At 73.3% G+C, this 22,258-nt stretch carries 19 protein-coding genes; 12 read left to right on the top strand and 7 right to left on the bottom strand.

Translation table 11 applies throughout. From position 1 onward, the window contains the following. Positions 1-5: 5 nt before the first annotated feature. Complete coding sequence (locus NRP21_RS10420) at positions 6-746, top strand: hypothetical protein (protein WP_257716131.1); 741 nt, start codon at positions 6-8, stop codon at positions 744-746. On the opposite strand, the gene NRP21_RS10415 is transcribed toward NRP21_RS10420, so the two are convergent. From NRP21_RS10415 to galE, 3 genes are read right to left on the bottom strand one after another with little or no spacing between them, the layout of a single operon-like run. Then, positions 747-1,862 carry a hypothetical protein gene (locus tag NRP21_RS10415; RefSeq protein WP_257716130.1) on the bottom strand — a complete coding sequence of 372 codons (1,116 nt, stop codon included), beginning with the start codon at positions 1,860-1,862 and terminating at the stop codon, positions 747-749. Continuing rightward, positions 1,862-2,926 (bottom strand): glycosyltransferase, encoded by a 1,065-nt coding sequence (locus tag NRP21_RS10410; RefSeq protein ID WP_257716129.1) that lies wholly within the window; start codon positions 2,924-2,926, stop codon positions 1,862-1,864. The genes NRP21_RS10415 and NRP21_RS10410 overlap by 1 nt, the downstream gene beginning before the upstream one ends. Positions 2,927-2,928: 2 nt before the next feature. Then, positions 2,929-3,945: a UDP-glucose 4-epimerase GalE gene (gene galE / locus NRP21_RS10405; protein WP_257716128.1), complete on the bottom strand. Its 1,017-nt coding sequence runs from the start codon at positions 3,943-3,945 to the stop codon at positions 2,929-2,931. 171 nt (positions 3,946-4,116) lie between these two features. On the opposite strand from galE, the gene NRP21_RS10400 reads away from it, so the two are divergent. The 3 genes from NRP21_RS10400 to NRP21_RS10390 are packed head-to-tail and all read left to right on the top strand — an operon-like array spanning position 4,117 to position 10,368. Continuing rightward, positions 4,117-5,268, top strand: a complete 1,152-nt coding sequence (locus NRP21_RS10400) for a glycosyltransferase family 4 protein (protein ID WP_257716127.1) — start codon at positions 4,117-4,119, stop codon at positions 5,266-5,268. Continuing rightward, positions 5,265-7,856 carry a glycosyltransferase gene (locus tag NRP21_RS10395; protein WP_257716126.1) on the top strand — a complete coding sequence of 864 codons (2,592 nt, stop codon included), beginning with the start codon at positions 5,265-5,267 and terminating at the stop codon, positions 7,854-7,856. Before NRP21_RS10400 ends, NRP21_RS10395 begins: the two co-directional genes overlap by 4 nt. Positions 7,857-7,878: 22 nt before the next feature. Next, positions 7,879-10,368, top strand: a complete 2,490-nt coding sequence (locus NRP21_RS10390) for a DUF6212 domain-containing protein (RefSeq protein WP_257716125.1) — start codon at positions 7,879-7,881, stop codon at positions 10,366-10,368. A 22-nt stretch (positions 10,369-10,390) separates the two neighbouring features. Here the strand turns inward: NRP21_RS10390 and pcaF are convergent, their stop codons facing one another. Both pcaF and NRP21_RS10380 read right to left on the bottom strand, forming a co-directional pair. Then, on the bottom strand, positions 10,391-11,599 hold the full coding sequence (gene pcaF / locus NRP21_RS10385; RefSeq protein WP_257716124.1) for a 3-oxoadipyl-CoA thiolase: 1,209 nt from the start codon (positions 11,597-11,599) through the stop codon (positions 10,391-10,393). 73 nt (positions 11,600-11,672) lie between these two features. Beyond that, a complete protein-coding gene (locus NRP21_RS10380) occupies positions 11,673-11,921 on the bottom strand; it encodes a hypothetical protein (protein WP_257716123.1) in 249 nt (82 codons plus the stop codon). A 154-nt stretch (positions 11,922-12,075) separates the two neighbouring features. Here NRP21_RS10380 and ugpB point away from each other — a divergent pair, with 154 nt between their 5' ends. The 8 genes from ugpB (at position 12,076) to NRP21_RS10340 (ending at position 20,185) form a co-directional block, all read left to right on the top strand. Beyond that, positions 12,076-13,422: a sn-glycerol-3-phosphate ABC transporter substrate-binding protein UgpB gene (gene ugpB, locus NRP21_RS10375; RefSeq protein WP_257716122.1), complete on the top strand. Its 1,347-nt coding sequence runs from the start codon at positions 12,076-12,078 to the stop codon at positions 13,420-13,422. Positions 13,423-13,470: 48 nt separating this feature from the next. Beyond that, the gene (gene ugpA / locus NRP21_RS10370; RefSeq protein ID WP_257716121.1) at positions 13,471-14,352 is read left to right on the top strand and encodes a sn-glycerol-3-phosphate ABC transporter permease UgpA; all 882 of its coding nucleotides are present in this window, start codon (positions 13,471-13,473) and stop codon (positions 14,350-14,352) included. Continuing rightward, positions 14,352-15,269, top strand: a complete 918-nt coding sequence (ugpE, locus tag NRP21_RS10365; RefSeq protein ID WP_456300232.1) for a sn-glycerol-3-phosphate ABC transporter permease UgpE — start codon at positions 14,352-14,354, stop codon at positions 15,267-15,269. The genes ugpA and ugpE overlap by 1 nt, the downstream gene beginning before the upstream one ends. Before the next feature lie 5 nt (positions 15,270-15,274). Continuing rightward, positions 15,275-16,342 carry a sn-glycerol-3-phosphate ABC transporter ATP-binding protein UgpC gene (ugpC, locus tag NRP21_RS10360; protein ID WP_257716120.1) on the top strand — a complete coding sequence of 356 codons (1,068 nt, stop codon included), beginning with the start codon at positions 15,275-15,277 and terminating at the stop codon, positions 16,340-16,342. 43 nt (positions 16,343-16,385) lie between these two features. Beyond that, on the top strand, positions 16,386-18,692 hold the full coding sequence (locus tag NRP21_RS10355; RefSeq protein ID WP_257716119.1) for a glycosyltransferase: 2,307 nt from the start codon (positions 16,386-16,388) through the stop codon (positions 18,690-18,692). Between the two features lie 116 nt (positions 18,693-18,808). Continuing rightward, a complete protein-coding gene (locus NRP21_RS10350) occupies positions 18,809-19,006 on the top strand; it encodes a hypothetical protein (RefSeq protein ID WP_257716118.1) in 198 nt (65 codons plus the stop codon). Positions 19,007-19,175: 169 nt separating this feature from the next. Next, positions 19,176-19,751 (top strand): NUDIX hydrolase, encoded by a 576-nt coding sequence (locus NRP21_RS10345; RefSeq protein WP_257716117.1) that lies wholly within the window; start codon positions 19,176-19,178, stop codon positions 19,749-19,751. After that, positions 19,748-20,185 (top strand): hypothetical protein, encoded by a 438-nt coding sequence (locus NRP21_RS10340; protein WP_257716116.1) that lies wholly within the window; start codon positions 19,748-19,750, stop codon positions 20,183-20,185. Before NRP21_RS10345 ends, NRP21_RS10340 begins: the two co-directional genes overlap by 4 nt. On the opposite strand, the gene NRP21_RS10335 is transcribed toward NRP21_RS10340, so the two are convergent. Continuing rightward, positions 20,179-20,994 (bottom strand): creatininase family protein, encoded by an 816-nt coding sequence (locus tag NRP21_RS10335; RefSeq protein ID WP_257716115.1) that lies wholly within the window; start codon positions 20,992-20,994, stop codon positions 20,179-20,181. The genes NRP21_RS10340 and NRP21_RS10335 overlap by 7 nt on opposite strands. Continuing rightward, positions 20,994-21,893, bottom strand: coding sequence for a signal recognition particle-docking protein FtsY (gene ftsY, locus NRP21_RS28155; protein WP_456300233.1), 900 nt, complete (start codon positions 21,891-21,893; stop codon positions 20,994-20,996). The genes NRP21_RS10335 and ftsY overlap by 1 nt, the downstream gene beginning before the upstream one ends. Between the last annotated feature and the right edge of the window lie 365 nt (positions 21,894-22,258).

The raw sequence follows: 22,258 nt of genomic DNA, 5'->3' as shown, positions 1-22,258 counted from the left end.
ATCCCATGCGACCGGACCTTCCCACCGACGGCCTCGACCTGCTCGCCCTGCGGGAAGCCGATGCCGCCGTTTCCGCCGCCGCCGCCCGTGCCCGGGCGGAGGCGCTCCGCGGACGGATGGCGGCGGAGCTGGATGAGCTTCCGGCACCCTTCCGCGCGGTGATGGAGCGGCTGATCGACGCCGTCGGCGAGGTGGGGGCGGAGGCCGCCACGGCCCTGCAGGCCGCCACGGAATCTCGGCGGGAGCGCGGCGACTGGCTGCAGATCGACCCGCTGCGCCACATCCCCGAGGACCGGCGCGCGGCCCCGCCGCCGCCGCCCGCGCGCCACGAGCTGAACGCCGCCGATCCCGAGTTCACCGGCTATGGCTGGTACGGTCCGGAGGGACGTGGGCGGGAGAGCCGGCGGTGGAGCGGGGGCGCGGCGGCCGCCTCGATCGTGCTGCCCGCACTCGGCCCGGGCACGGTGTCCCTTGAGATCGACCTGGAACTGCCGTTCGCCACGCCCTTCGAGGCGGATTCCGTCGCCATCCTCGCCAATGGCGAGCCGCTGGACCTCATCCTGGCGGAGGCGCACGAGAACCGCGCCCTCCTCACGGCCCAGTGGGGCGGGTTCGAGGCCGCGGGCGCGAATCTCGGCCTCGTGCTGCTCGGGCCGGTCTATGCGGATCCGCGCGGTCGGGACACGCGCCGCCTGGGGGTCGGGTTCCGCCGCCTCGTCGCCACGCGGCTCGCGCTCGGCGCCTGATCAGGCGGCGCCACGCGCCAGCTGGACCTGGAAGTCCGTCGTCAGCTCGTTGAAGCCCCAGAAGTTCCGCAGCGAGGTGCGGAGCGCGTTGGGCGGCCGGCGGAAGCCCTGCCCGTCCAGGCGCGTCACGGGCATGAGCGGCGCGAGGATCCGGCGCCAGAAATCCGTCTCGCCCCAGGCATCCACCACGCTCAGGTGCTGGCCAGGTGCCGCCTCCCTGCGCGAATCCGGAATGTCGAACGGCGATTCATGGAGGATCACGGCTTCCAGCCCGAAGTAGCGGGCCTCCAGCAGCGCGGAGGAGCTGACGCCCACCACCCGGCGCAGCCCTTCCGCCGCCATCAGCGCGTAGATGTTCTCCTGCGTCAGGTGCAGGGCGCGGAAGGAGAGGCCGGCCGCAAGGGCGCCGAAATCCGTGTTGGCGTAAGGGTGCGGCTTGAAGGTCGCCCGTCCCTCGCCCACCGCGGCGTGCAGCGCCGGCGCGAAGTCCGAGAGGTCCACCAGCCGGCCGCCGCGGACCAGGGAACGGTCCACCCTCGTCTGCCCGACGAGCAGCGTTTCGCCGCGCAGCCGCAGCTCCGGCCGCGCCTTCAGGGCCGAGGCGGCGAGGAGGCCGGCGGCGCCGTAGAAGGCGCCGTCCTCCGTGTGATCCGGCAGCATCGCCTCGAACACGGCGGCGTCGTTCGTCTGCACGGCGAAGAACACGTCGTCCAGGAAGCGCAGGGGGTGCACGCTGAAGTCGATGAAAGGAATGCCGAGCAGGCTGAAGATCCGCTTCATGGATTCGGCCAGCTCGAAGCCGATCACGACCGAATCGCCGAAGGCGCGCTCCATCGCCGCCAGCACGCCCTCGGGCGCGAAGCCGGCATCGAAGATCTGCGCCCAGCCCCGCCAGCTCTTCTCCGCACCCCACAGGCCGTAGAGGGCGGGCGTGTCGATCCCCTTGCCCCAGGTCACGGCGGAGACCTCGCAGCGGGCGGCTGCGGCGGCCTGGGCCCGCACCAGCCGATGGAACCAGAGAATGTTCTCCGTCTGGCCCGGGCGGAAGGCGGCTTCTCCGGGGCGCAGCACGTCGCCGGTGAAGACGATGCGGCGGGGATAGCCGGCGGAAGCCACTATCCCGCCACGGGCATGGCCAGGGGCTCCGGTGCCGTGGCCAGGAAGTCGAGGAAGCCGTGCGCGGCGCGCTCCAGCGCGGGCAGGCCGTGATTGTGCTCCACGTGGCGGCGGGCGCGGCGGCCCATCATGCGGCGCAGCCCTTCCTCGCGCAGCAGCAGTTCAACCGCCGGGCGCAGCCCGTCCCGCCCCACCATGAATCCGTGCTGCCCCTGGATGAACCCGCCGTTCACCGTGGAGGAATAGACGATCACCGGCAGGCCGCAGGCCATTGCCTCCACCACCGATCGCGGCAGCCCATCCATCCGGGAGGTGTGCACCATGATCCGGCAACGCTTCAGCAGCGCCATCACCTCGGGCTGCGGCAGGCGCCCGGTGAGCGTCAGCTTCTTCGGATCGGCCACCGCCGCCTTCACCTCCGGCCGGGGTGAGCCAGGGCCGACGAGGGCGACGCGCCAGGAATCCGTGAAGGGAACCACGTCCTCCTGGTTCTTCCGCTTCTCGTGCAGCCCGCCGACATTGACGATGTCGTGCAGCGGCGGCTCCGGCGCGGGGTCCGGGCGCGTCGCGTCCAGGTCCACGTATTTCGGCATGATGAAGGCGCGCCCGGCTTCCGCGAAGCGCGGGAAGTGCCGCTTGAGCTGCTCGGTGTACTCGCCGAACACGAAGTCGGCGCGGTCCAGCAGCGGATCCGTCACGCTGCCGCCAACGACGAATCCCGTGAGAGGCGCCGGGCCGGAGGCCAAGAGTGCCTCATGCAGCGCCGCGTTGATCCGGTAGCTCAGTCCCTTGAAGAGCACGGCGTCCGGCGCGAAGCCCCGCACCGCCTCCACCAACGCCGCCGAGACCTGGCGGTGCGGGATCTCCTTCGGGTTATCCGAAGGGGTGAAGGTGACGGGCACCGCGCCGTCCAGGAAGGCTTCGTGCTCCACCTCGGCGCCGGGGTGAAGGCGGAACACCGCGATCTCCGCCCCGCCCGCCGCCAGGAAGCGCATGAAGTGCATGTCCCGGAACGCGCCGGCCATCGACCGGTCGGCGTGGCTCATCAGCAGGGCGATCCGCATGGTCAGGCGCTCACAACCTCCTGCACCGCCATGCCCTTGTATCCCTGGGGATTGCGGGAGCGCCATGCGTAGGCCGTGCCGACGATATCGTCCAGCGCGCCCAGGCGGGGCGTCCAACCCGTCTCGCGCCGCAACCGCTCGTTGGAGGCCACCAGCACCGGCGGGTCACCCTCCCGGCGCGGGCCGAGGGTGTGCGGCACCGGCCGCCCGGCCGCCCGCTCCACCGCGGCGATCACCTCCATCACGGAGGCGCCCTTGCCACTCCCGACATTGTACCGGCAGGAAGGCCCGTCCACGAGCTTGTCCAGCACGCGGACATGCGCGTCCGCCAGGTCCGCGACATGAACGTAGTCCCGGATCGCCGTGCCGTCCGGCGTGTCGTAGTCCGTACCGAAGACCGTGAGCGGCGGGCCGAGGCCGAGCACGGCGTTCACCGCGTTCGGGATCAGGTGCGTCTCCGGGCTGTGGTCCTCGCCCAGCAGACCGCCGGGATCGGCGCCGGCGGCGTTGAAGTATCGCAGCGAGGCGGAGCGCAGCCCGTGGATGCGGTCCGCCCATTCCAGCCCGCGCTCGGCCATAAGCTTGGATTCGCCATAGGCCGAGACAGGCCCGAGCAGCTCCTCCTCATCGATGGGGATCCGGGTCGGCATGCCGAAGAGCGCGGCGGTAGAGGAGAGGACGAATCGGCGCACCCCGGCGCGCACCGCCGCATCGGCCAGCCACATCGTGTTGCCGAGGTTCTCGGCGATATAGCGCATCGGCTCGCGCATGCTCTCGCCCACCAGCGAGAGAGCGGCGAAGTGCAGCACGCCGTCGAAGCGCCAGCCGTCCAGCACCTCCCGCACCGTTTTGTGATCGGCGAGGTCGCCGACCACCAGTTCGGCCCCCGGCGAGACGGCTCCACGATGGCCCTGCCGCAGGTTGTCGAGCACCACGACGTCGTCGCCGCGCTCCAGCAAGGCCAGCACCACATGGCTTCCGACATAGCCCGCGCCGCCTGTCACAAGGTATCGCGCCATCTGTCATCCCCACGGCTCGCCCCCGGCCCATGCGATGGGCCGTTCCGGAGCACGCCCCGGTCTTAGCGCATCCCGGTTACTAATCGAAGAACGCATGTTGCATCGCCGCATCAGCAGGTTTCCGCAGGGCCGGGCATGGGCGGGCGCGGCCGGGAAGGTTAGGATGGGCGAATGCTCAGGACCTCTCGGGCGCGGCGGTTGCTGGTGCTCTTTCCCGGTGGGCGGTTCGGCGGGGCGGAGGCGCACACGCTCCGGATCGCCGACGCGGCCGCCGCTTCCGGCATGGGGGTGACGCTTGCCGCCGCGGCGGCGCTGCACCCGCCCATGGCGGGCCGCGGCCGGGCGCTGCTGGACCTGCCCCTCGCCTGGCGCCGGGGCCTGCCCGAGACGGCGCGGCGCGCGCAGGCGGACGCCGCCCGAGCCGCGCTGGCCGCCGCCTCGCCCGACATCGCCCTTCTGCCGCTGCCCTGGCCAGACCAGGCGGGCGGCGCGATGGAGGCGCTGGCGGAAGCCGGGATCCCCACCCTGGTCGTCTCGCACCTCGCCCCGCACGGTGACGAGACGCCAGGGGGGCTGGACGGGGAGGCGCTGGCTGCCGCCGCGGCGATGCGCGCGGACTGGGTGGCCGTCTCCGGCCCCACGGCGGCCCGGCTGGAGCGGTTCCTCGACCTGCCGCCAGGGCGCGTGGCGACGATCCCGAACGGCGTGGATCAGCCGGCCCCGCGCGACCGTGCGGCCACCCGTGCCGCGCTCCGCGCACGGCTGCGGGTACGACCGGACACCCCCGTTGCCCTTTTCCTCGGGCGGCTGGACGCGGCCAAGGGCGCGGACCACCTGCCGGAGCTGGCGCATGCCTTCGCCCGCCGGACGGGCGGGGTGATCGCCTGCGCCGGCACCGGTTCGCTCGAGGAGGAGCTGCGACGGGCCGCGCCGGCGGGGCACCCGCTGCGGCTCCTCGGCCGCGAGGCCGATCCGGCGCCGCTGCTCGCCGGGGCGGATGTCCTGGCCCTGCCCTCCCGGCTGGAGGGCGCCCCCCTGGCGTTCCTGGAAGCCGCCAGCCATCTGCTTCCCGTCGCCGCCAGTCCCGCGGCGCTGGAGGCGCTGGGCGAGGCCGCGCCGGAGCTGGCCGCCCTTGCCGATCCCGACGACCTCGGCGCCATGGCCGATGCTCTCGCCAGCTGCCTCGACCCTGCCGCGGCCGGAACTCGGGTCGAGGCCGCCTGGCGACTCGCCGCCTCCTGGGATGCGGCCGCGATGGCCGATCGCTACCTGGCCCGGCTGCGGGGGCTTCTTCTCAGCGCGCCGGGGCTGCGGGCCTCGTGAGTTCTGAGGAGGGCGGGGCCGGCCCGGAGATCGCGCCCGAGATCGCGCCCGAGATTTCGCCGGAGATCGCCGTGGTGATCCCGGCCTTCCGCCAGCCGGCGCTGCTTGAGGAGGCGATCCTCTCCGTACTCGCCAGCCGCGGCCCGCGCCGCGTGGCGGCCGTGGTCGTGGATGATGGCTGCCCCATGCCGGGCACCCGTGCCGCGGCCCTGCGCTTCGCCGCCGCCCATCCCGGCTGCGTTTTTCTGCTGCGGCGCGCGAATGGCGGGCTCTCCGCGGCGCGGAACACGGGGATCGAGTTCGTCCTCCGCGCCTGGCCGGGCTGCCGCGCCGTGTTCTTCCTGGACGCCGACAACCGGCTGGGCCCCTGGCTGCTCCACCGTGCGGCGGCTCTGCTGGAGGCGTCCGGACCAGCGACAGGCTGGATCTATCCGGACTTCGACTTCTTCGGCATCCCCGAGCACGCCTCTGCGGCCGGGGAGCACTCGCTCTTCATGCACCTGCTGGAGAACACGAGCGACGCCGGAAGCCTCGTCTCACGGCGCGTCCTCGAGGCCGGGCTGCGTTTCGACGAGACGATGCGGCAGGGCTTCGAGGACTGGGACTTCTGGCTGCGTGCCGGCGCGGCGGGCTTCCGCGGGCGCCACCTGCCGATGGCCGGTTTCGGCTATCGCCGCCGCGCCGGCGGGATGCGGGTGGAAGCGGAACGGCGCCGGGTGGGCATCCTGGCGGGAATGCGGGGGAAGCTGCGCCCCCTCGCCCACCCCCGCCGCCTGCTGGCGCTCGAATCGGCGGAAGTGCCGCGCTTCCTGCTGCACCGGTCCGGATTGCCCGTGGCGGAGCCGGTGGTCGATCCGCTGCGGCCGTCCCGCCCGGCGCTCGATCGCGCCGCCGCCCGGCGGCAGCTCGTCGAGGCCGCCCGCCATCCGCAGGCCGTGCACGCCCCGCCCTTCCTCCTCTTCGCCGCCGCGGGCGCGTTGGAGGTGCTGGCCGGCTGGCGGCTGCTGCACAACGCGCTCTGGCATGCCGAGATCATGCTGCGCGGGGCGGACGCGGTCGGGATCGTCCTCGCCCCCGGCCCCGCCGGGCGCCTGGGCGTGGAGCGCGCCGAGGGGCTGCCGGACCATCCGGCGCTCCTCCTCTACCGGACCGAGGCCTGGCAGGAGGCGGCCGCCCTCGGGGCACCATTCGCCTCTGCGGCGCGCCGGGGCGCCACGCTGCGCCTCACCGTGCCGGACGCGCCCGCCCTGCCGGATCCCCGGCCCGAGGCCGAGGCCGAGTTCGCCGGGCTGGTGGACGCCTTCGCCACCCGTCACCCGGAGCGGGGCGAATGGCGCGGCGACTGGCGCCGCCCCCGTTCCCGCGCCCATCTCGGCTATGCCGAGTTGATCGACGCGGGCGCCGTGCTGCCCTGGGCGGCGCCGGATGCACGCGACGTCGCTCTCGCCGTCCCGGTCTTCGAGATGGGCGGGGTGGAACGCGTCCTGGCCCGCTACGCCGGCGTGCTGCGGGATCGGGGCTGGCGGCCGCACCTCGTGCTGACGGGAGCGCAGACGGCCCTGGTGCCGCCGGACACGCTGGCCGCCTTCGAGACGGTGCAGTTCCCCGCGCGCGGGATCGAGGGGGTGGACCCGAACGAGGCGCATCTCGGCGCGCCGCTGCCGGGCGCGAGCGGCCTGGGCGACGGCGTGCTGCGCGACGCGGTGGGCCAGCTCGCGCCTATGGCCGCCGTGCTGGCCACCCATGCGCGCGGCATCCACGCCATCGCGGGCGCGCTGCGCAGGATCGGCGTCCGTACCGCCGCCGGGCTGCACGTGGTGGAGCGGGAGGCGGCGGGAGCCCCCATGGGCAATCCCCACGCCCTGCTGGCGCATGAGGCCGACTACGATGCGGTGGCCGTGGTGTCCGAGGGCCTGCAGAATTGGGCACTGGCGCAGGGTATCCCCGCCTCCAAGCTCCTCCTCGTCCCGAACGGGCCGGGGCACGAGGCGCGGGCGGGCGCCGCTGAGTCGGCGCTCGCCGCGCGGCAGGGACGCGAGGGACGGCTGCGCTCCCTGTTCCTCGGCCGGCTTGACCCGCAGAAGGGGCTGGACCGGCTGCGCGACATCGTCGCCCTCACCCCCTGGGCGGAGTGGCGCGCCGCGGGCCGCGCGGTGCTGGCCCGGGAGCCGGAGCCGATTCCCGGGCTGACGGTCGAGCCCCCGGCGGAGGCCGAGGGGGTGGACGCGCTGCTCGCCTGGGCGGACGTTCTCGTCCTTCCCTCCCGCTTCGAGGGATCCCCGCTGATCATCCTGGAAGCGCAGCGCATGGGCTGCGTGCCGGTGGTCACGCGCACGGGCGCGGTGGCCGAGATGGTCGCGGACGGGGTGGACGGCCTCCTTGTCGAGGAGCGCACCGACCCCGCCGTAGCCGCCGCATTCGCCGACCGGCTCGCCTCCCTGGCCGCAGACCGGGGGCGGCTATACGCCCTGGCCCGGGCCGCCGGAGCCCGCGCCGCCTCCCTTCCCGACTGGGCGGCGCGCATGAGCCCCCTCCTCGCCTGGCTCGACGCCGGGCAGGATGCGCCGCCCGATCGCCCAACGACGTGACACCAGAGGTCCTCGCCCCGTGATGCTCCACGCCGACCCCCTGCACCTGCCGCGCCTTGCCGGCGGGCGACCCATGGTGATCGTGGCGGAGGGGGTGATGGACCCCTCACCCCTTGCCACGCCCTCGCTCGAGGTCTGGATGGCCTCCCCGCGGCAGGGGGTCACGCTGCTGCACCCCGCCGGCACGCGCGCACCTGATCCGGCCGCGGCGACGCCGCTGGAGACGCCGCCCGCCGCCGCCGTCGCCCTCATCGCGAGCGAGCGGCTGCGGATCGCTGCGCTGAGCCGCTGGTGGGAGGAGGCCGCGGGCCTGCCGGCCCCGCCCTTCCTTCTGGCCTCGACCGGTCAGGCGGCCCTGCCGGGCCTGCTTGCCCTTGTCACCGAGGCGCTCGCCGCCGCCCGCACGCGGGAGGCGCAATCGGCCGGGGCGGTCGTGGCCGGGCGGCAGGAAATGGAGCTGAGCCGCGAGGCGATGGCCGACGCGGCGCGCTACCTGGCCCACCGCCCCCCGGCGGCGCCGCGCCTCGTCCTCTCCGGCGAGGCGGGGGACGGGCCGCCCATCACCGGCGCGTTCCGCCAGCCGCTGGGCACCGGGCTGGCCGGGCTGGCCGCGATTGCCGTCCACCTCGCCGGGACGGGAAGCGGAGACGGCCTTCTGCGGGTGCGCCTGATCGGCGCGGAGGGCGGGCGCGTCGTGGGGAGCTGGGCCGTGCCCGCCTCGGCACTGGCCCCGGGCTGGCTGACGCTGGACCTGCCCACCCCGCTCGGGCCGCAGAAGGAGACGGCGGTGCTGGAGGTGGCGCCTGAGGGCGAAGGCCTGCCCGGCCTCTCCCGCGACGCGCGCTGGTCCGGGCCGGAGGGCGAGCACGGCGTGGCGGCCAGCGCCTGGGCCGGAACCCCCGGGAGCCGCTACCTGGCGCCTTCCCATTGGATGCCCGAGGAGGCCGGGCTCGTCCTGCCCGGCGATGGCGTGCCCCTGGGCCTGCCCGAATCGGCCTGGGCCGCGGCGAGGGCACTGGAGGGCGAAGCGGAGGCCGTCGCCCTGGGCGAGGAGCCGCCGCGCCCCGTGCTGCGCGCCGCCGCGAAGGGGCGGGCCGTGCTGCTGCTGCCCCACCTGCACCTGCCAGGGCTGGACCGCCTGCAGATTACCCTGAACGGCGGCAAGGGCGCCGAGGTGGCGGCCTGGGTCTACCCGCTGGATTCGGTGCCGGAGGACGCCGCGGAACTCGAACGTCTCTCCTCCGGCAGCGCCGGCACGGGCTGGCGCACGGTACCCGAGGAGGGGCTGGAGCTGACCCTGCCGCTCTCCGCCCGCCTCGCCGGCCGTGCCGGGCTCGCCGTCGCGCTCCGGGCCGGGGACGAGCCGGCGACGGCGGAGATCGCGGGCGTGACGGCCTCCTCCGTGCGGCCGAGCGCGCCCGAACCGGAACCGGCGGCCGCGCTGCCGTCCGATTCCGTGGCTTCGGTCGAGCCCCCGGCACCGAGCCAGCCCTCCGGGACCGAGGCTGCCCCGGCAGCCCCCGCCGCCGCGGCGCCGCCCGCCCCCACGCCCGATCCGGTCCCCGCCGCGCCAGTGGTTGCCGTACCCACCCCTGCACCGGGCGCGCGCCCCGAGCCCGAGGTGGTGACACCCGCGGCGCCGCCGCTTCCGGCAGGTCTGCCGGTGATGCCCCCGCCGGTCGTGACTGCACCGCCTCAAACCGAGCTCCAGCCGGCGCAGCCCCAGCCCGCCGTGGCCGCCGCCCCGCCGCCGGCCGCTTTGCCGGAGGCGCCGCCCATCGCCCTCGTGCCGCGGATCTCCGAGGCGCTCCGCCCCACCATCGCCCTGTCCGTTCCGATGCCCGGCCAGCCCATGGCTCCGCCCATCCCGGGAGCGGGCCCGGCGCCCGGGCCGGCTGCCCCGCCCTTGTCCGCCGTCCCTCCGGTGGCGCCTCCGGCACCGCGGGCCCCGGAGCCGGCGCCTGCCCCGGCCCAGGGGACCGCAAGCAGCCTCTTCGCGCCTCAGCCGGCCGGGGCGGGTGCGGGGGCGCCGCAGCCGGTGCGCGCCGTGCCGACCAACGTGCAGCCCGGCCGCGCGCCGGCGCGCTTCGAGGCCGTGCGGCTGCACCAGCACCTGCCCGGCCCCTCCTACCGGCACCTGGACATGACGGTGGCCAGCCTCGCCGCGGGCCCGACCCGCTGGGCCTCCGTGCGCGTGAAGCTGCAGAGCAAGGACGGGGAGCCGCGGCTTGAGTTCCGCCAGGCCGCGGGCTGGCCGCACATGTTCCGGGACTGGCTGGGCCGCACCAGCGACAAGTTCGGCCCCTTCCTGCGCGTCTCCGCGCCGGAGCTGCAGGGCTTCCTGGACACGATCACGGACGAGCGCGACGCGGCGATGATGCAGGCGCTGCTGGCCGTGCTGCCGCGCGCCGTGGAGGATGCCTGCCGCCAGGCCGGCCTCTCCGTCGCCGAGACCAACGAGTGGGCCGAAACGGCGAAGGGGCTGCAGGAGGAGAGCCGCCCCGCCGGATGACGGGGCGGCCAGGAGGGTCGCCTCAGACCCGCTCGATCACCATGGCGATGCCCTGGCCGACGCCGATGCACATGGTGCAGAGCGCGTAGCGGCCGCCGCGCCGGTGCAAATCGTGCACCGCCGTCTGCACCAGCCGCGCACCACTCATTCCCAGCGGGTGGCCCAGCGCGATGGCGCCGCCGTTCGGGTTCACGTGCTCCGCGTCGTCAGGCAGGCCGAGATCGCGCGTGACGGCGAGCGCCTGGGCGGCGAAGGCCTCGTTCAGCTCGATCACGTCCATGTCGGCCAGCTTCAGGCCCGCCTTCTCCAGCACCTTGCGCGTGGCCGGCGCCGGGCCGAAGCCCATGATGCGGGGCGGCACGCCGGCCGTGGCCATGGCCACCACCCGCGCGCGGGGCGTCAGCCCATACCGGCCAGCCGAGGCCTCGTCCGCCACCAGGATGGCGCAGGCGCCGTCGTTCACGCCGGAGGCGTTGCCGGCCGTTACCGAGCCGCCCTCCTTGCGGAAGGGGGTGCCCAGCTTCGCCAGCCCCTCGGCCGTGGTGTCCGGGCGCAGGTGCTCGTCGCGCTCGAACACCACCGGATCGCCCTTGCGGCGGGGGATGCTGACGGGAACGATCTCCTCGGCGAAGCGGCCGGCGGCCTGGGCCGCGGCGGCGCGCTGCTGGCTGCGGAGGGCGAAGGCGTCCTGGTCCGCGCGGCTCACCTGGAAGTCCTGCGCGACGTTCTCGGCGGTCTCCGGCATCGAGTCGACGCCGTGCTCCTTCTTCATCAGCGGGTTCACGAAGCGCCAGCCGATGGTGGTGTCGTAGATCTCGGCGGCGCGGCCGAAGGCCTCCGCGCTCTTGCCCTGCACGAAGGGGGCGCGGGTCATGCTCTCCACCCCGCCCGCGACCATGAAGGACGCCTCGCCCGCCTTGATGGCGCGCGCGGCCGTGCCCACGGCATCCATGCCGGAACCGCAGAGGCGGTTGACCGTGCTGCCGCCGATCGTGTCCGGCAGGCCGGCCAGCAGCAGCGCCATGCGGGCCACGTTGCGGTTGTCCTCGCCCGCCTGGTTGGCGCAGCCGAAGATCACGTCGTCCACGCCAGCCCAGTCCACGCCGGGGTTGCGCGCCATCAGGGCCTTCAGCGGCACCGCGCCGAGGTCGTCCGCCCGCACGGCCGAGAGCCCGCCGGCATAGCGCCCGATCGCGGTCCGGGCAGCGTCGCAGATGAAGGCTTCGGCCATGGCGGTTCCCCTTTGGTCTCTCGGCGCCAGAGGAAACCCATCGCAAGCCCCAGGGCAAGAGGCAGCCGGCCGGTCAGCCCGGGGAAGACGCGGGCCGGCCGTCCTCCGCCCCGGCCGCGTCCGAATCGGCGAGGGGGCCGCTGGTGGCGATCCGCTGCGCCGCCGCCTCCAGCGCCATCCGCAGGCGCCGCACCGCTGCCTGCGGCACGGCCGCCCCTGGCGGCGGCCGCCCGGCGAGCGGTCCCGGCACGGCGGTGGCCGCCATCGCGGCGGCGCGTGGTGGCGGCACGCCCGGGTGGACGAGTGTGGTTTCATGTTCCATGGGCACAACTTGCGGCCAGGATCGTGAACGCATGATTGATGCCCGGCCTTCCACATCGACGAGCACCCTTCCACGAACCCGTCATCAAATTGTAGTCTTGCTGTAACGCGGGGCGGCTAACCCCGGGCCACTCTCCATCAGGGAAGGAAGCTTCATGCGGCGACGCTATCTTGCCGCCGGCGCGCTCGCGCTGGCGAGCCTCGCGGCCCCCTTCTCGGCCCGCGCCCAGCAGCCGGTCGAGATCCAGTTCTGGCACGGCCTGAACCAGCCGCTCGGCGGGATGCTGGAGCAGCTGGCCACCGACTTCAACGCCACGCAGAACCAGTACAAGGTCGTGCCGAGCTTCCGCGGCAGCTACGCCGAGACGGTCGTCTCCGCCATCGCCGCCTTCCGCTCCAACAGCGCGCCGCACATCGTGCAGATGTTCGAGGTGGGCACCGGCACGATGATCAACGCCGGCCGTGCCATCAAGCCGCTGCACGAGATCATCGCCGAGACGGGCGTGGCCATCGACCCGAAGGACTTCATCGGCCCCGTGGCCGGCTACTACGCCGCGGCCGACGGCCGGATGATGGCGATGCCGTTCAACAGCAGCACCTCCATCACCTACTATAACAGGGACATGTTCCAGCGCGCCGGACTGGACCCGAACGCCTTCCCCGCCACTTGGCAGGGCGTGGAGGAAGCGGCCCGCAAGCTGAAGGCCGCCGGGGTCGCCTGCCCCATGACGACCTCCTGGCCGTCCTGGATCATGGTGGAACAGGTCCTGGCCATCCACAACGTGCCGCTCGCCTCCCGCAGCAACGGCTTCGAGGGGCTGAACACGGAGCTGAACCTCGCCAACCCGATCCTGACCCGCCACCTGACGAACCTGGCGAACTGGCAGAAGGAAGGCCTGTTCCGCTATGGCGGGCGCGACACCGCGGCCGAGGCGCTGTTCCCCACGGGCGAGTGCGCCATCTCCTTCATGTCCTCCGGTTCCCAGGCCCGGGTGAGGCGCGAGGCGCGCTTCAACTGGGGCGTGGCGATGCTGCCCTACTACGAGGGCGTGGCCGGCGCGCCGCGCAACTCCATCATCGGCGGCGCGGCCCTCTGGACCATGAACCGCGGCCCGAACGGCCAGCGCAGCCGCGAGGAGCTGCGCGGGGTGGCTGAGTTCTTCCGCTACATCTCCAGCCCCGCGGTAATGGCGAAGTGGCACCAGGACACGGGCTATGTCCCCATCACCCGCTCCGCTTACGAGGCCACCAAGGCGGCGGGCTACTACCAGCAGAACCCGGGCGCGGACGTGCCGATCGAGCAGATGCTGCGCGGCGGCGATCCCACCCCGAACACCCGCGGCATCCGCCTGGGCGGCTTCATCGAGATCCGGAACATCATCCAGGAGGAGATGGAGAAGACCTTCCAGGGCCAGCAGACGCCTGAGCAGGCCCTGCAGAACGCCAATACCCGCGGCAACCAGGTCCTGCGCAACTTCGAGCGCACGAACCGCAACAACTGACTGAACGGCGCCGGGCGACTCACCCCGCCCGGCGTCCCAAAGGGCGCGATGCAGAAAAAAGTCATCTTCCGGGGACGCCTGCTGCCGATCGCCCTCCTGGCGCCGCAGCTCGCTGTCACCTTCGTCTTCTTCTTCTGGCCCGCGGGCCAGGCGATCTACCAGTCGCTGCTGCGGGAGGACGCCTTCGGCCTCTCGCGCGAGTTCGTGGGGCTGGAGAACTTCCAGGAGGTCCTGTCGGACCCGACCTGGCTCAACGCCGCGCTGAACACCGTCGTCTTCTCCGGCTGCGTTGCCGCCCTGGCGCTGGGCCTCGCACTCTTCCTGGCGGTGCAGGCGGACAAGTCGCTGCGGGGCGCCACCGTCTACCGCAGCCTCCTCATCTGGCCCTACGCGGTCGCGCCCGCCGTCGCCGCCGTGCTCTGGCTCTTCCTGTTCCAGCCGGAAGTCGGGATGATCGGCCGCGGGCTGCGGGCCGTGGGAATCCCCTGGGACTACCGGCTGAACGGCACCCACGCGATGGTCCTCGTCGTCATCGCCGCGGTCTGGAAGCAGCTGGCCTACAACTTCATCTTCTTCCTCGCGGGACTGCAATCCATCCCCGCCTCCGTGCTGGAGGCGGCCGCGATCGACGGCGCCCGGCCGGCACGGCGCTTCTGGACGATCATCTTCCCCCTTCTCTCCCCCACCACCTTCTTCCTGCTGGTGGTGAACCTGACCTACGCCTTCTTCGAGACCTTCGGCATCATCCATGCCCTGACCAACGGGGGCCCCGCGAAGGCGACGGAGACGCTGATTTACAAGGTCTATGTGGACGGGGTGGAGAACCTGAACCTCGGCCAGTCCGCGGCACAGAGCGTGATCCTGATGATCATCGTCATCGCGCTGACCGCCATCCAGTTCCGCGCCGTCGAGAAGAAGGTGCATTATTGATGGCCCCCGTGATGGCCCCCGTCGCGACTCCCGCGGCACCCGCGCGCGACGACGCGCTGCTGCGCGCCACCCGGCGGCGCCGCATGCTCTCGCACCTCATGGCGCATGGGGCGCTGATCCTCGGCGTCCTCATCGTCGCCTTCCCGATCTGGATGACGCTGGTCGGTTCCACCCACGATGCCGGCACGATCGGGCGCGGGGACGTGCCCCTGCTGCCCGGCAGCCACGCTGCCGAGAACTATGCGATCGCCTGGAACGAGGGCGGCGGACGCACCCGCACCACGCCCGCCAGCACCATGCTCATCAACAGCCTGCTGATGGCCCTGATGATCGCGGCGGGGAAGATCGCGATCTCCATCCTTTCCGCCTACGCCGTGGTGTTCTTCCGCTTTCCCTTACGGATGGCGGCCTTCTGGGCCATCTTCATCACGCTGATGCTGCCCGTGGAGGTCCGGATCATCCCTACCTTCCAGGTCATCGTGGACCTCGGCCTCGTGAACACCTGGCCAGGGCTGGTGGTGCCGCTCATCGCCTCCGCCACCGCCACGCTGCTCTTCCGCCAGTTCTTCCTGACCATCCCCGACGAGTTCGTGGAGGCGGCGAAGATCGACGGGGCCGGGCCGCTGCGCTTCCTGAAGGACGTAGTCCTGCCGCTGTCCCTGACGAACATCGCGGCGCTCTTCGTCATCCTGTTCATCTATGGCTGGAACCAGTACCTCTGGCCGCTCCTCATCATTAACGACCGCTCCATGGAGACGATCGTGGTGGGGCTGTCCAAGATGATCGGGCGCGGCGACAGCCAGAACGACTGGAACACCATCATGGCGACCGCCGTGCTGGCCCTGCTGCCCCCCGTGCTGGTGGTGGCGCTGATGCAGCGCTGGTTCGTGCGCGGCCTGACCGAAACCGAGAAGTAAGCCCCATGGCCACGCTGTCCCTGCGCGACGTGCGCAAGTCCTTCAACGCCACCCCCGTGCTGCACGGCATCGACCTGGAGGTCGCCGATGGCGAGCTGGTGGTGATCGTCGGCGCCTCCGGCTGCGGCAAGTCCACCCTGCTGCGGATCGTGGCGGGGCTGGAAACCCCTACGTCCGGCCAAGTGGTGATCAACAACCGCGACGTGACCGGGCTGGAGCCGGCGGACCGCGACATCGCCATGGTGTTCCAGAACTACGCGCTCTACCCGCACATGACGGTCTTCGGGAACATGGCCTATGGGCTGAAGATCCGCGGCCTGCCGCGCGCCGAGATCGAGAAGCGCGTGAAGGATGCCGCGGAGATCCTGGGCATCGGCGCGCTGCTGGAACGCAGGCCGAAGCAGCTCTCCGGCGGGCAGCGGCAGCGCGTGGCGATGGGCCGCGCCATCGTGCGCGAGCCGGCACTGTTCCTGTTCGACGAGCCGCTCTCCAACCTGGATGCCAAGCTGCGGGTTCAGATGCGGGCGGAGATCAGGCGCCTGCAGCGGCGGCTCGGCGTCACCTCGCTCTTCGTCACGCACGATCAGGTGGAGGCGATGACCCTCGGCGACCGGCTGGTGGTGATGAACGCCGGGCGCCCCGCCCAGGTGGCGCCGCCGATGGAGATCTTCTCCCGCCCCGCCGACACCTACGTGGCCGGGTTCATCGGCAGCCCGGCGATGAACTTCATCCCCGCCACGCTCGAGGAAGGCGGCGCGGCGGCGCGGCTGGCGAAGGGCACGGTGATCCGCTTCGCCGACGGCCCGCGCCCCGGCCCGGCCGGGATGCCCCTCACCCTCGGGCTACGGCCCGAGCACGTGGTCCCTGGCGACGGGCCCGATTCCGTCCCGCTCTCCGTGGAGCTGATCGAGCCGCTGGGATCGGAGACGGTGGTGCACGGCCGCGGCCCGGGCGGCCTCGCGATCACGGCGCGGCTGCCGGGCGCCTTCTCCGGCGCGGCCCTGCCGGTCCGGCTGCCGGCCGGGCACCTGCACGTGTTCGATGCCGGGACCGGGCGACGGCTGGACCCCTGATCGCCTCTTCCGGCCTGCCTCGCGGCCCGCTACCCATCAGGTGATGGACGCCTGGCCGAACGAGACCCCCGCCCCCTCGGAGGAGCCCGCCCGCCTGTGGCACGAGGGGCGCTTCGCCGAGGCGGCGCAGCATTACGCGGCCCGGGCGGCGGAACTGCCTGAGCCCGCGGAGGCGCTGCTCTGGCAGGGCCACGCGCTGAGGCTGGCGGGCGATGCCGAGGCGGCGCTGGCCGCCTATGCGCGCGCTGCCGCGGAGGCCCCGGCCGACCCGGCGCCGCACCGCCATGCCGGCCACGCCCTGCGCGCCGCCGGCCGGGCGGAGGAGGCCTGGGGGCGCTACATGATGGCGGTCGCGCTGGAAACGGGCGCCACATCCGGCCCGGCGGCAGAGGCGGCCGTCGCCGCCCTGGCCGAGGCGGACCCCGCCCCGCCCGAACCGCCGAGGCCTGCCCCGATCGCCCGCCCCGCTGCCGCGGCGTTGCCATCTCCGCCGCCGCCTCGCCCGACGTCGCCCCCTGCCACACCCGCGCCGCGGATGGTCACGATGCTCGCCCCGCCGCCGCGCCCGCGCATGGCGATGCTGCGCGCCGGCACCTCCGCCGCCTCGCGCGGCGCCGCCCCCTCCGGCAGCGGGATTGCCTTCGACGTCAGCGACCTCCTCCTCCATTTCGGCGGGCGGCGGACCCTGACGGGGATCCAGCGGGTTCAGGCCAGCCTTCTCGGCGCGGCGCTGGGTGCCGGCCTGGACGCCGCCTACCTCGCCTTCGACCGCGACCGGACCGCCTGGCGGGCGGTGCCGGCGGAGGCGCTGCAAAGGCTTCTGGCCGCCGCCGCCGCGGGAAGCGACACGGCGGACGAGGCCTGGATCGCTGCGCGGGACCCGGTGCTCGAGATGGCGGCGCGCGGCCGCCAGCACGCTTTCGCCCCCGGCACCTCGCTGGTGAACCTCGGCAATTCCTGGGGCATCCCGGACTATTTCCGCGGCCTGCGCGCCGCCCAGCGGAGTTCCGGGCTACGCTACGTGCCCTTCCTCCATGACTGCGTGCCGCTGGTGATGCCGGAGCACTGCGTGCGGACGCTGGTGCAGGACTATGTCCGCTGGTTCTCCTCCATGGGTGTCCACGCGCACGGGGTGCTCTGCAACTCCGAGTGCACGCGGGCCGACGGCCGCCGGTTCCTGGACGCGCTCCTGCCCGGGCTGGAGCTGCCCATGGAGGTTGTCCGGCTGGACGCCGACCCGCGCGGGAACGCCCCCGCGGACCCTTCCGCGCTGGACGGAACGCGCGCCCCGCGCCCGCCCGAGCCCTACGTCCTCTTCGTCGCCACGATCGAGAGCCGCAAGGACCACCTGACCGCTTTCCGCGCCTGGCTGGCGCTGCTTCGCCGCCACGGGCCGGCGCGTGTGCCGCGGCTGGTCTGCGTCGGTGCGCAGGGCTGGCACGCCGAGGCGGCGATGAACCTGCTGGAGGGGAGCCCCGAACTCTCCCGCCACGTCGTGCTGCTGCACGACGTGTCCGATGGCGGGCTGGCGGCGCTGTACCAGGACTGCCTATTCACCCTCTACAACTCCCACTACGAGGGGTGGGGCCTGCCGGTCACGGAAAGCCTCGCCTGGGGCAAGGTGCCCGTGGTGCCCGCCCACTCGGCCCTGCTGGAGTCCGGCGAGGGCGTGGCCATCCTCATCGATCCGCAAAGCGAGGCGAGCATGGCAGCGGCGGTGGAGCGGCTGCTCTTCGAACCCGGCGCGCTGCAGGCGGCGGAGATGGCCGTGGCCGCCCTGCCGGCGCGGCGCCGTTGGGGCATGGTTCTCAACCAGGTGGTGTCCGCGCTGGCTTCCTTCGCGAAGGAGCCCGTGGCGCCCGTGCAGGACCGGATCTCCCTGCCGCTCGGCCTTCACCTGCCGCTGCATCGCGCCGACGAGACGGCGCCGGACCTGACCATCGCCCTCTCGGAGATGGTGCGGGAAGGTTCGGGGTGGCGGCCGGCATCGGAATGGGGCACCGCCCTGGCCGGCGGCCCGGCCCGGCTACGCCTGCCCCTGCCGCCCGGGACCGAGGGGCTGCTGCGCCTGCACCTGGAGCTCCGGGCGGAGGGCGGCGGCACGGTCCGGCTGGCCCTCTTCGCGGATTCGGCGCCGGCCGGCGGCGCGCAGATCACGGACCTGCCCGCCGGCGACTTCGCCACCGCCCTGCCCGTGACTGTGGCCCCGGGCGCCACGGCCCTGGAGCTGGAACTGGACGCCCCTGAGGGGACCGGACTGCGCGGCCTGATGCTGTGCCGGGATGACGACCTGCTGGCGCGGCTCTCCTTCCTGGAAGCCCAGGGCCTGCCCTCACCGCAGATTGGCTGAATTACAGCCGGAAGTTGCTGGAGTGTTAACGGCCGGGCCGGTGAAGCTGGGCCATGCACATCGCCCGATCCGCTCGGTTAACCCGGGATTCACGACTTTCCGGCACCATCCTTCGCATGATCAGCAGCAACTCCCTGGCCGCCTTCACGCAGGATGTCTCCCGCGCCGCCGGCATTGGGGAGGTACGCCCGGTTCGGCCCGCCGCCGGAGGTGCGGAACGGTCCGCGGCGCCGGCCCAGCGCGCGCTGGAATCCGTGCCCGCGGCGCCAGCCGCGCCCCTGCCCCGCGGCTCGCTGCTCGACCTGCGGGTCTAGGGCGATTCCGGCGGAGATACGTTCTTCTCGAACGCTCTAACACTCTGATCAAACAAGGGATTCAAAAATCGAGCGGAGGTCGCCGGACAGCAACCTGTGGAAGCGCGATCCCCGGACGCTGACCGCTAAGGGGTTGTGACGGGACCGGCCCGGCGCCATTCTGATGTGCATGGCCGGTCAGTTCGAACGGGTGCGGCAGGCGGACGACGATCGCGACCGGTTGGTCTGCCGCGATTGCGGCTACGTGGCCTACGAAAACCCGAAGATCGTCGTCGGTTCCGTCGTCTCCCTGCCGGATGGTTCGGGCGGAGAGGCCGTGCTGCTCTGCCGCCGCGCCATAGAGCCTCGCCAGGGCTTCTGGACGCTGCCCGCCGGCTACATGGAACTTGGAGAGACGGCCGAGGAGGGTGCCCGCCGCGAGGCGTGGGAGGAAGCCTGCGCCCGCATCCGCACGGAAGGGGTGCTGGCCGTCTACTCCATCGCCCGCATCGGCCAGGTACAGGTGATGTTCCGCGCCAGGCTGGAGGAGCCCGGCTTCGCCGCCGGTCCGGAAAGCCTGGAGGTGCGCGCCTTCGCCTGGGACGAGATCCCCTGGGACGACATCGCCTTTCCCACCGTGCGCTGGGCCCTGAATGCCTGGCGCGACGGCGCCGGCCATCCCGGCCCCGCCGCCCTCAACCCGCCCGAGGACCTGCGGGGAACTCTCCCCCTGCCCGGGCACGTCCTGGCCGGAGGTGCCGGATGATTGCCACACTCGCCCTTTCCGCGCTCCTCCTGGGTGCCCCGCCGAATGGCGGCCTGCCGGGGGCGGGCATCCAGCTCGTGCAGGACGCGGTCCCGGAGGCCGCCCCCGCCCCGGCACGGCGCCGCCAGCCCCGGCGCCGCCCGGCGCGCCGGCGCCCCATCGCACCGCCTCAGGAAGAGGCGCTGACCATCCCCTCGCCGTCGCCCGCCCCCACGCCCAGGGTGGATATCGCGCCGATGCCGAACCGTTCGATCGAGGCGCCGCGCGCGCCGACCCCGCCGGAGACGGCGACGATCCGCCCGGACCTGATCGAGCCCCGCGCGCTGCCGGACGCCCGCACCCAGTCCGGCACGAACAACTACACGGAGCGGCAGGACCGCCTGTTCCGGGATCCGGCGGCCGGGGCGCGGCTGAACATTCCCTTCTCCTACTGAGCGGCGCGCCCGGCGCGGCCGGGTGCCCAGACATCGTCGGGCGTGGACCAGAGGGCCGGGTCGCGCAGGCCCTTCGCCAGCGCCTCGGCCATGGCGGCCAGGATGCGCTCGCCCTTCTCCGCGGTGGCCGCGCGCGGGTCGCCCCGCACCCCGGTCACGGGCGCGCGCTCCGCAAAGGACCAAAAGCGCTGAAAGGCGCTGCCGCCGACGGAGCGGGCATCGGGCGAGAGCGCGTCGGCGATGCGATCCTTCCGGACGCCATCCGCGTCCAGCGCCAGATAGAGGCTCGTCTCGGCCTCGCAGGCGTGGAGCGTTCCGGACTGCGTCTCCAGGATACCGGCGATCGCGGCCGCGGCGGCGTTGTGAATGGTCACGGTCACGATGGGGATGCCCGTCTCCGCCCCCAGCTCCCGCGCGATGACCATCAGCGGCTCCACGTTCCCGCCGTGGGAGTTGGAGAGGAGCAGCTTGCGGAAGCCGCAGGCCCGGATGGAGCGCACCACGCAGGCGATCACCGCCTGCATCGCCCGGAAATCCAGGCTGATGGTCCCGCCGAAAGGCAGGTGGTGCTCGCTGATGCCCTGCCACATCGGCGGCAGGACGATCGCGGGCGCGTCCCCGGCCACCAGCCCGGCGGCGCGGATGGCGGTGGCATGGCCGATCAAGCTGTCCGTCCAGACCGGCAGGTGCGGCCCGTGCTGCTCCAGCGCGGCCACCGGCAGGATCACCGTGGCGTCGCGCGCGGCCCATTCGCCGATCTCGGCGGCTGTCATCCGCTCCCAGCGGAACTCGGTCTCCCCGGAGGCCATCAGGAGAGGCCCACCAGGGAGCGCGCGTAGTCCCGCGCCTCGAAGGGGCGAAGGTCGGCGGCGGTTTCGCCCACGCCCACGGCGTGGACGGGCAGGCCGAACTCCTCCGCCAGGGCCACGACGACGCCGCCCTTTGCCGAGCCGTCCAGCTTGGTGACGATCAGGCCGGTCACGTCCACCATCTCGCGGAACACCTTGCACTGCTGCACGGCATTCTGGCCGGTGGTGGCGTCCAGCACCAGCAGCACGGCGTGCGGCACCTCCGGGTCCAGCTTGCGGAGGACCCGCACCACCTTGCGCAGCTCCTCCATCAGTCCGGCCTTGTTGTGCAGCCGGCCGGCGGTGTCGATCAGCAGGATGTCCGCGCCCTCGGCCTTCGCGCGCTGCAGGGCCTCGTGCGCCAAGCCCGCGGCGTCCGCACCCTCCTTCGCGGGGGCCACGACGGTGCTGCCCGTGCGCTCGCCCCAGATCTGCAGCTGCTCCACGGCGGCGGCGCGGAAGGTGTCGCCAGCGGCCATCATCACGCGGCGGCCCTCCGCGCGGTAGTTCTGGGCCAGCTTGGCGATGGTGGTGGTCTTGCCCGTGCCGTTCACGCCGACCACGAGCACGACATAGGGCTTCCTGCCCCAGTCCGGCTGCAATGGCTGCGCGACGGGGGCCAGGATTTCCGCGATCTCGTCGGCCAGGGCGGCCTTCACCTCGTCCTCCCCCACCTCCTTGCCGAAGCGGGTGCGGCGGAACCCCGCCACGATGCGCTGGGCGGCGGGAAGGCCGAGATCGGCGACGATCAGGGTCTCCTCCAGCTCCTCCAGCGCCGCGTCGTCCAGCCGGCGTTTGCGGAAGAGGCCGGTGAGGTTCTCCGTCAGCCGCGCGGTGGAGCGGGAGAGGCCCGCCTTCAGCCGGGCGAAGAAGCCACCGGGGGCGGGCTCCTCCGGTGACGATTCCGGCCCGGGGGCGGGCGGCGCCGGCGGGACTTCCGCCTGGGGCGCCGCCGGCGCCGGGGCCGGCTCCTCACGCAGCACGGAGGGGGTGGAGGGCGGAGCATGGAGGTGCACCACCTTCGGCGCCGGCTCCGCGATCTCGGGCTCGCCGGAATCAGGCTCCTCCGGGATGCCCGGCATCACCGGCCGCGGCGGCGGCGGGAAACCGGCCTCGCCTGTCGGCATCGGCGGGGGCTGCGGCGGCGCGAATCCGGGGATGCCGGAGACGGAGGGCAGCAGGTGGTCCGGCTGCCGCGCCTGGATCGGCGGAGGAGAGGCGGGCG

The organism is Roseomonas populi, from assembly GCF_024594815.1.
GTDB classification, from domain to species: Bacteria; Pseudomonadota; Alphaproteobacteria; order Acetobacterales; family Acetobacteraceae; genus Roseomonas; species Roseomonas populi.
This window is presented reverse-complemented; position numbering and strand designations above follow the sequence as displayed.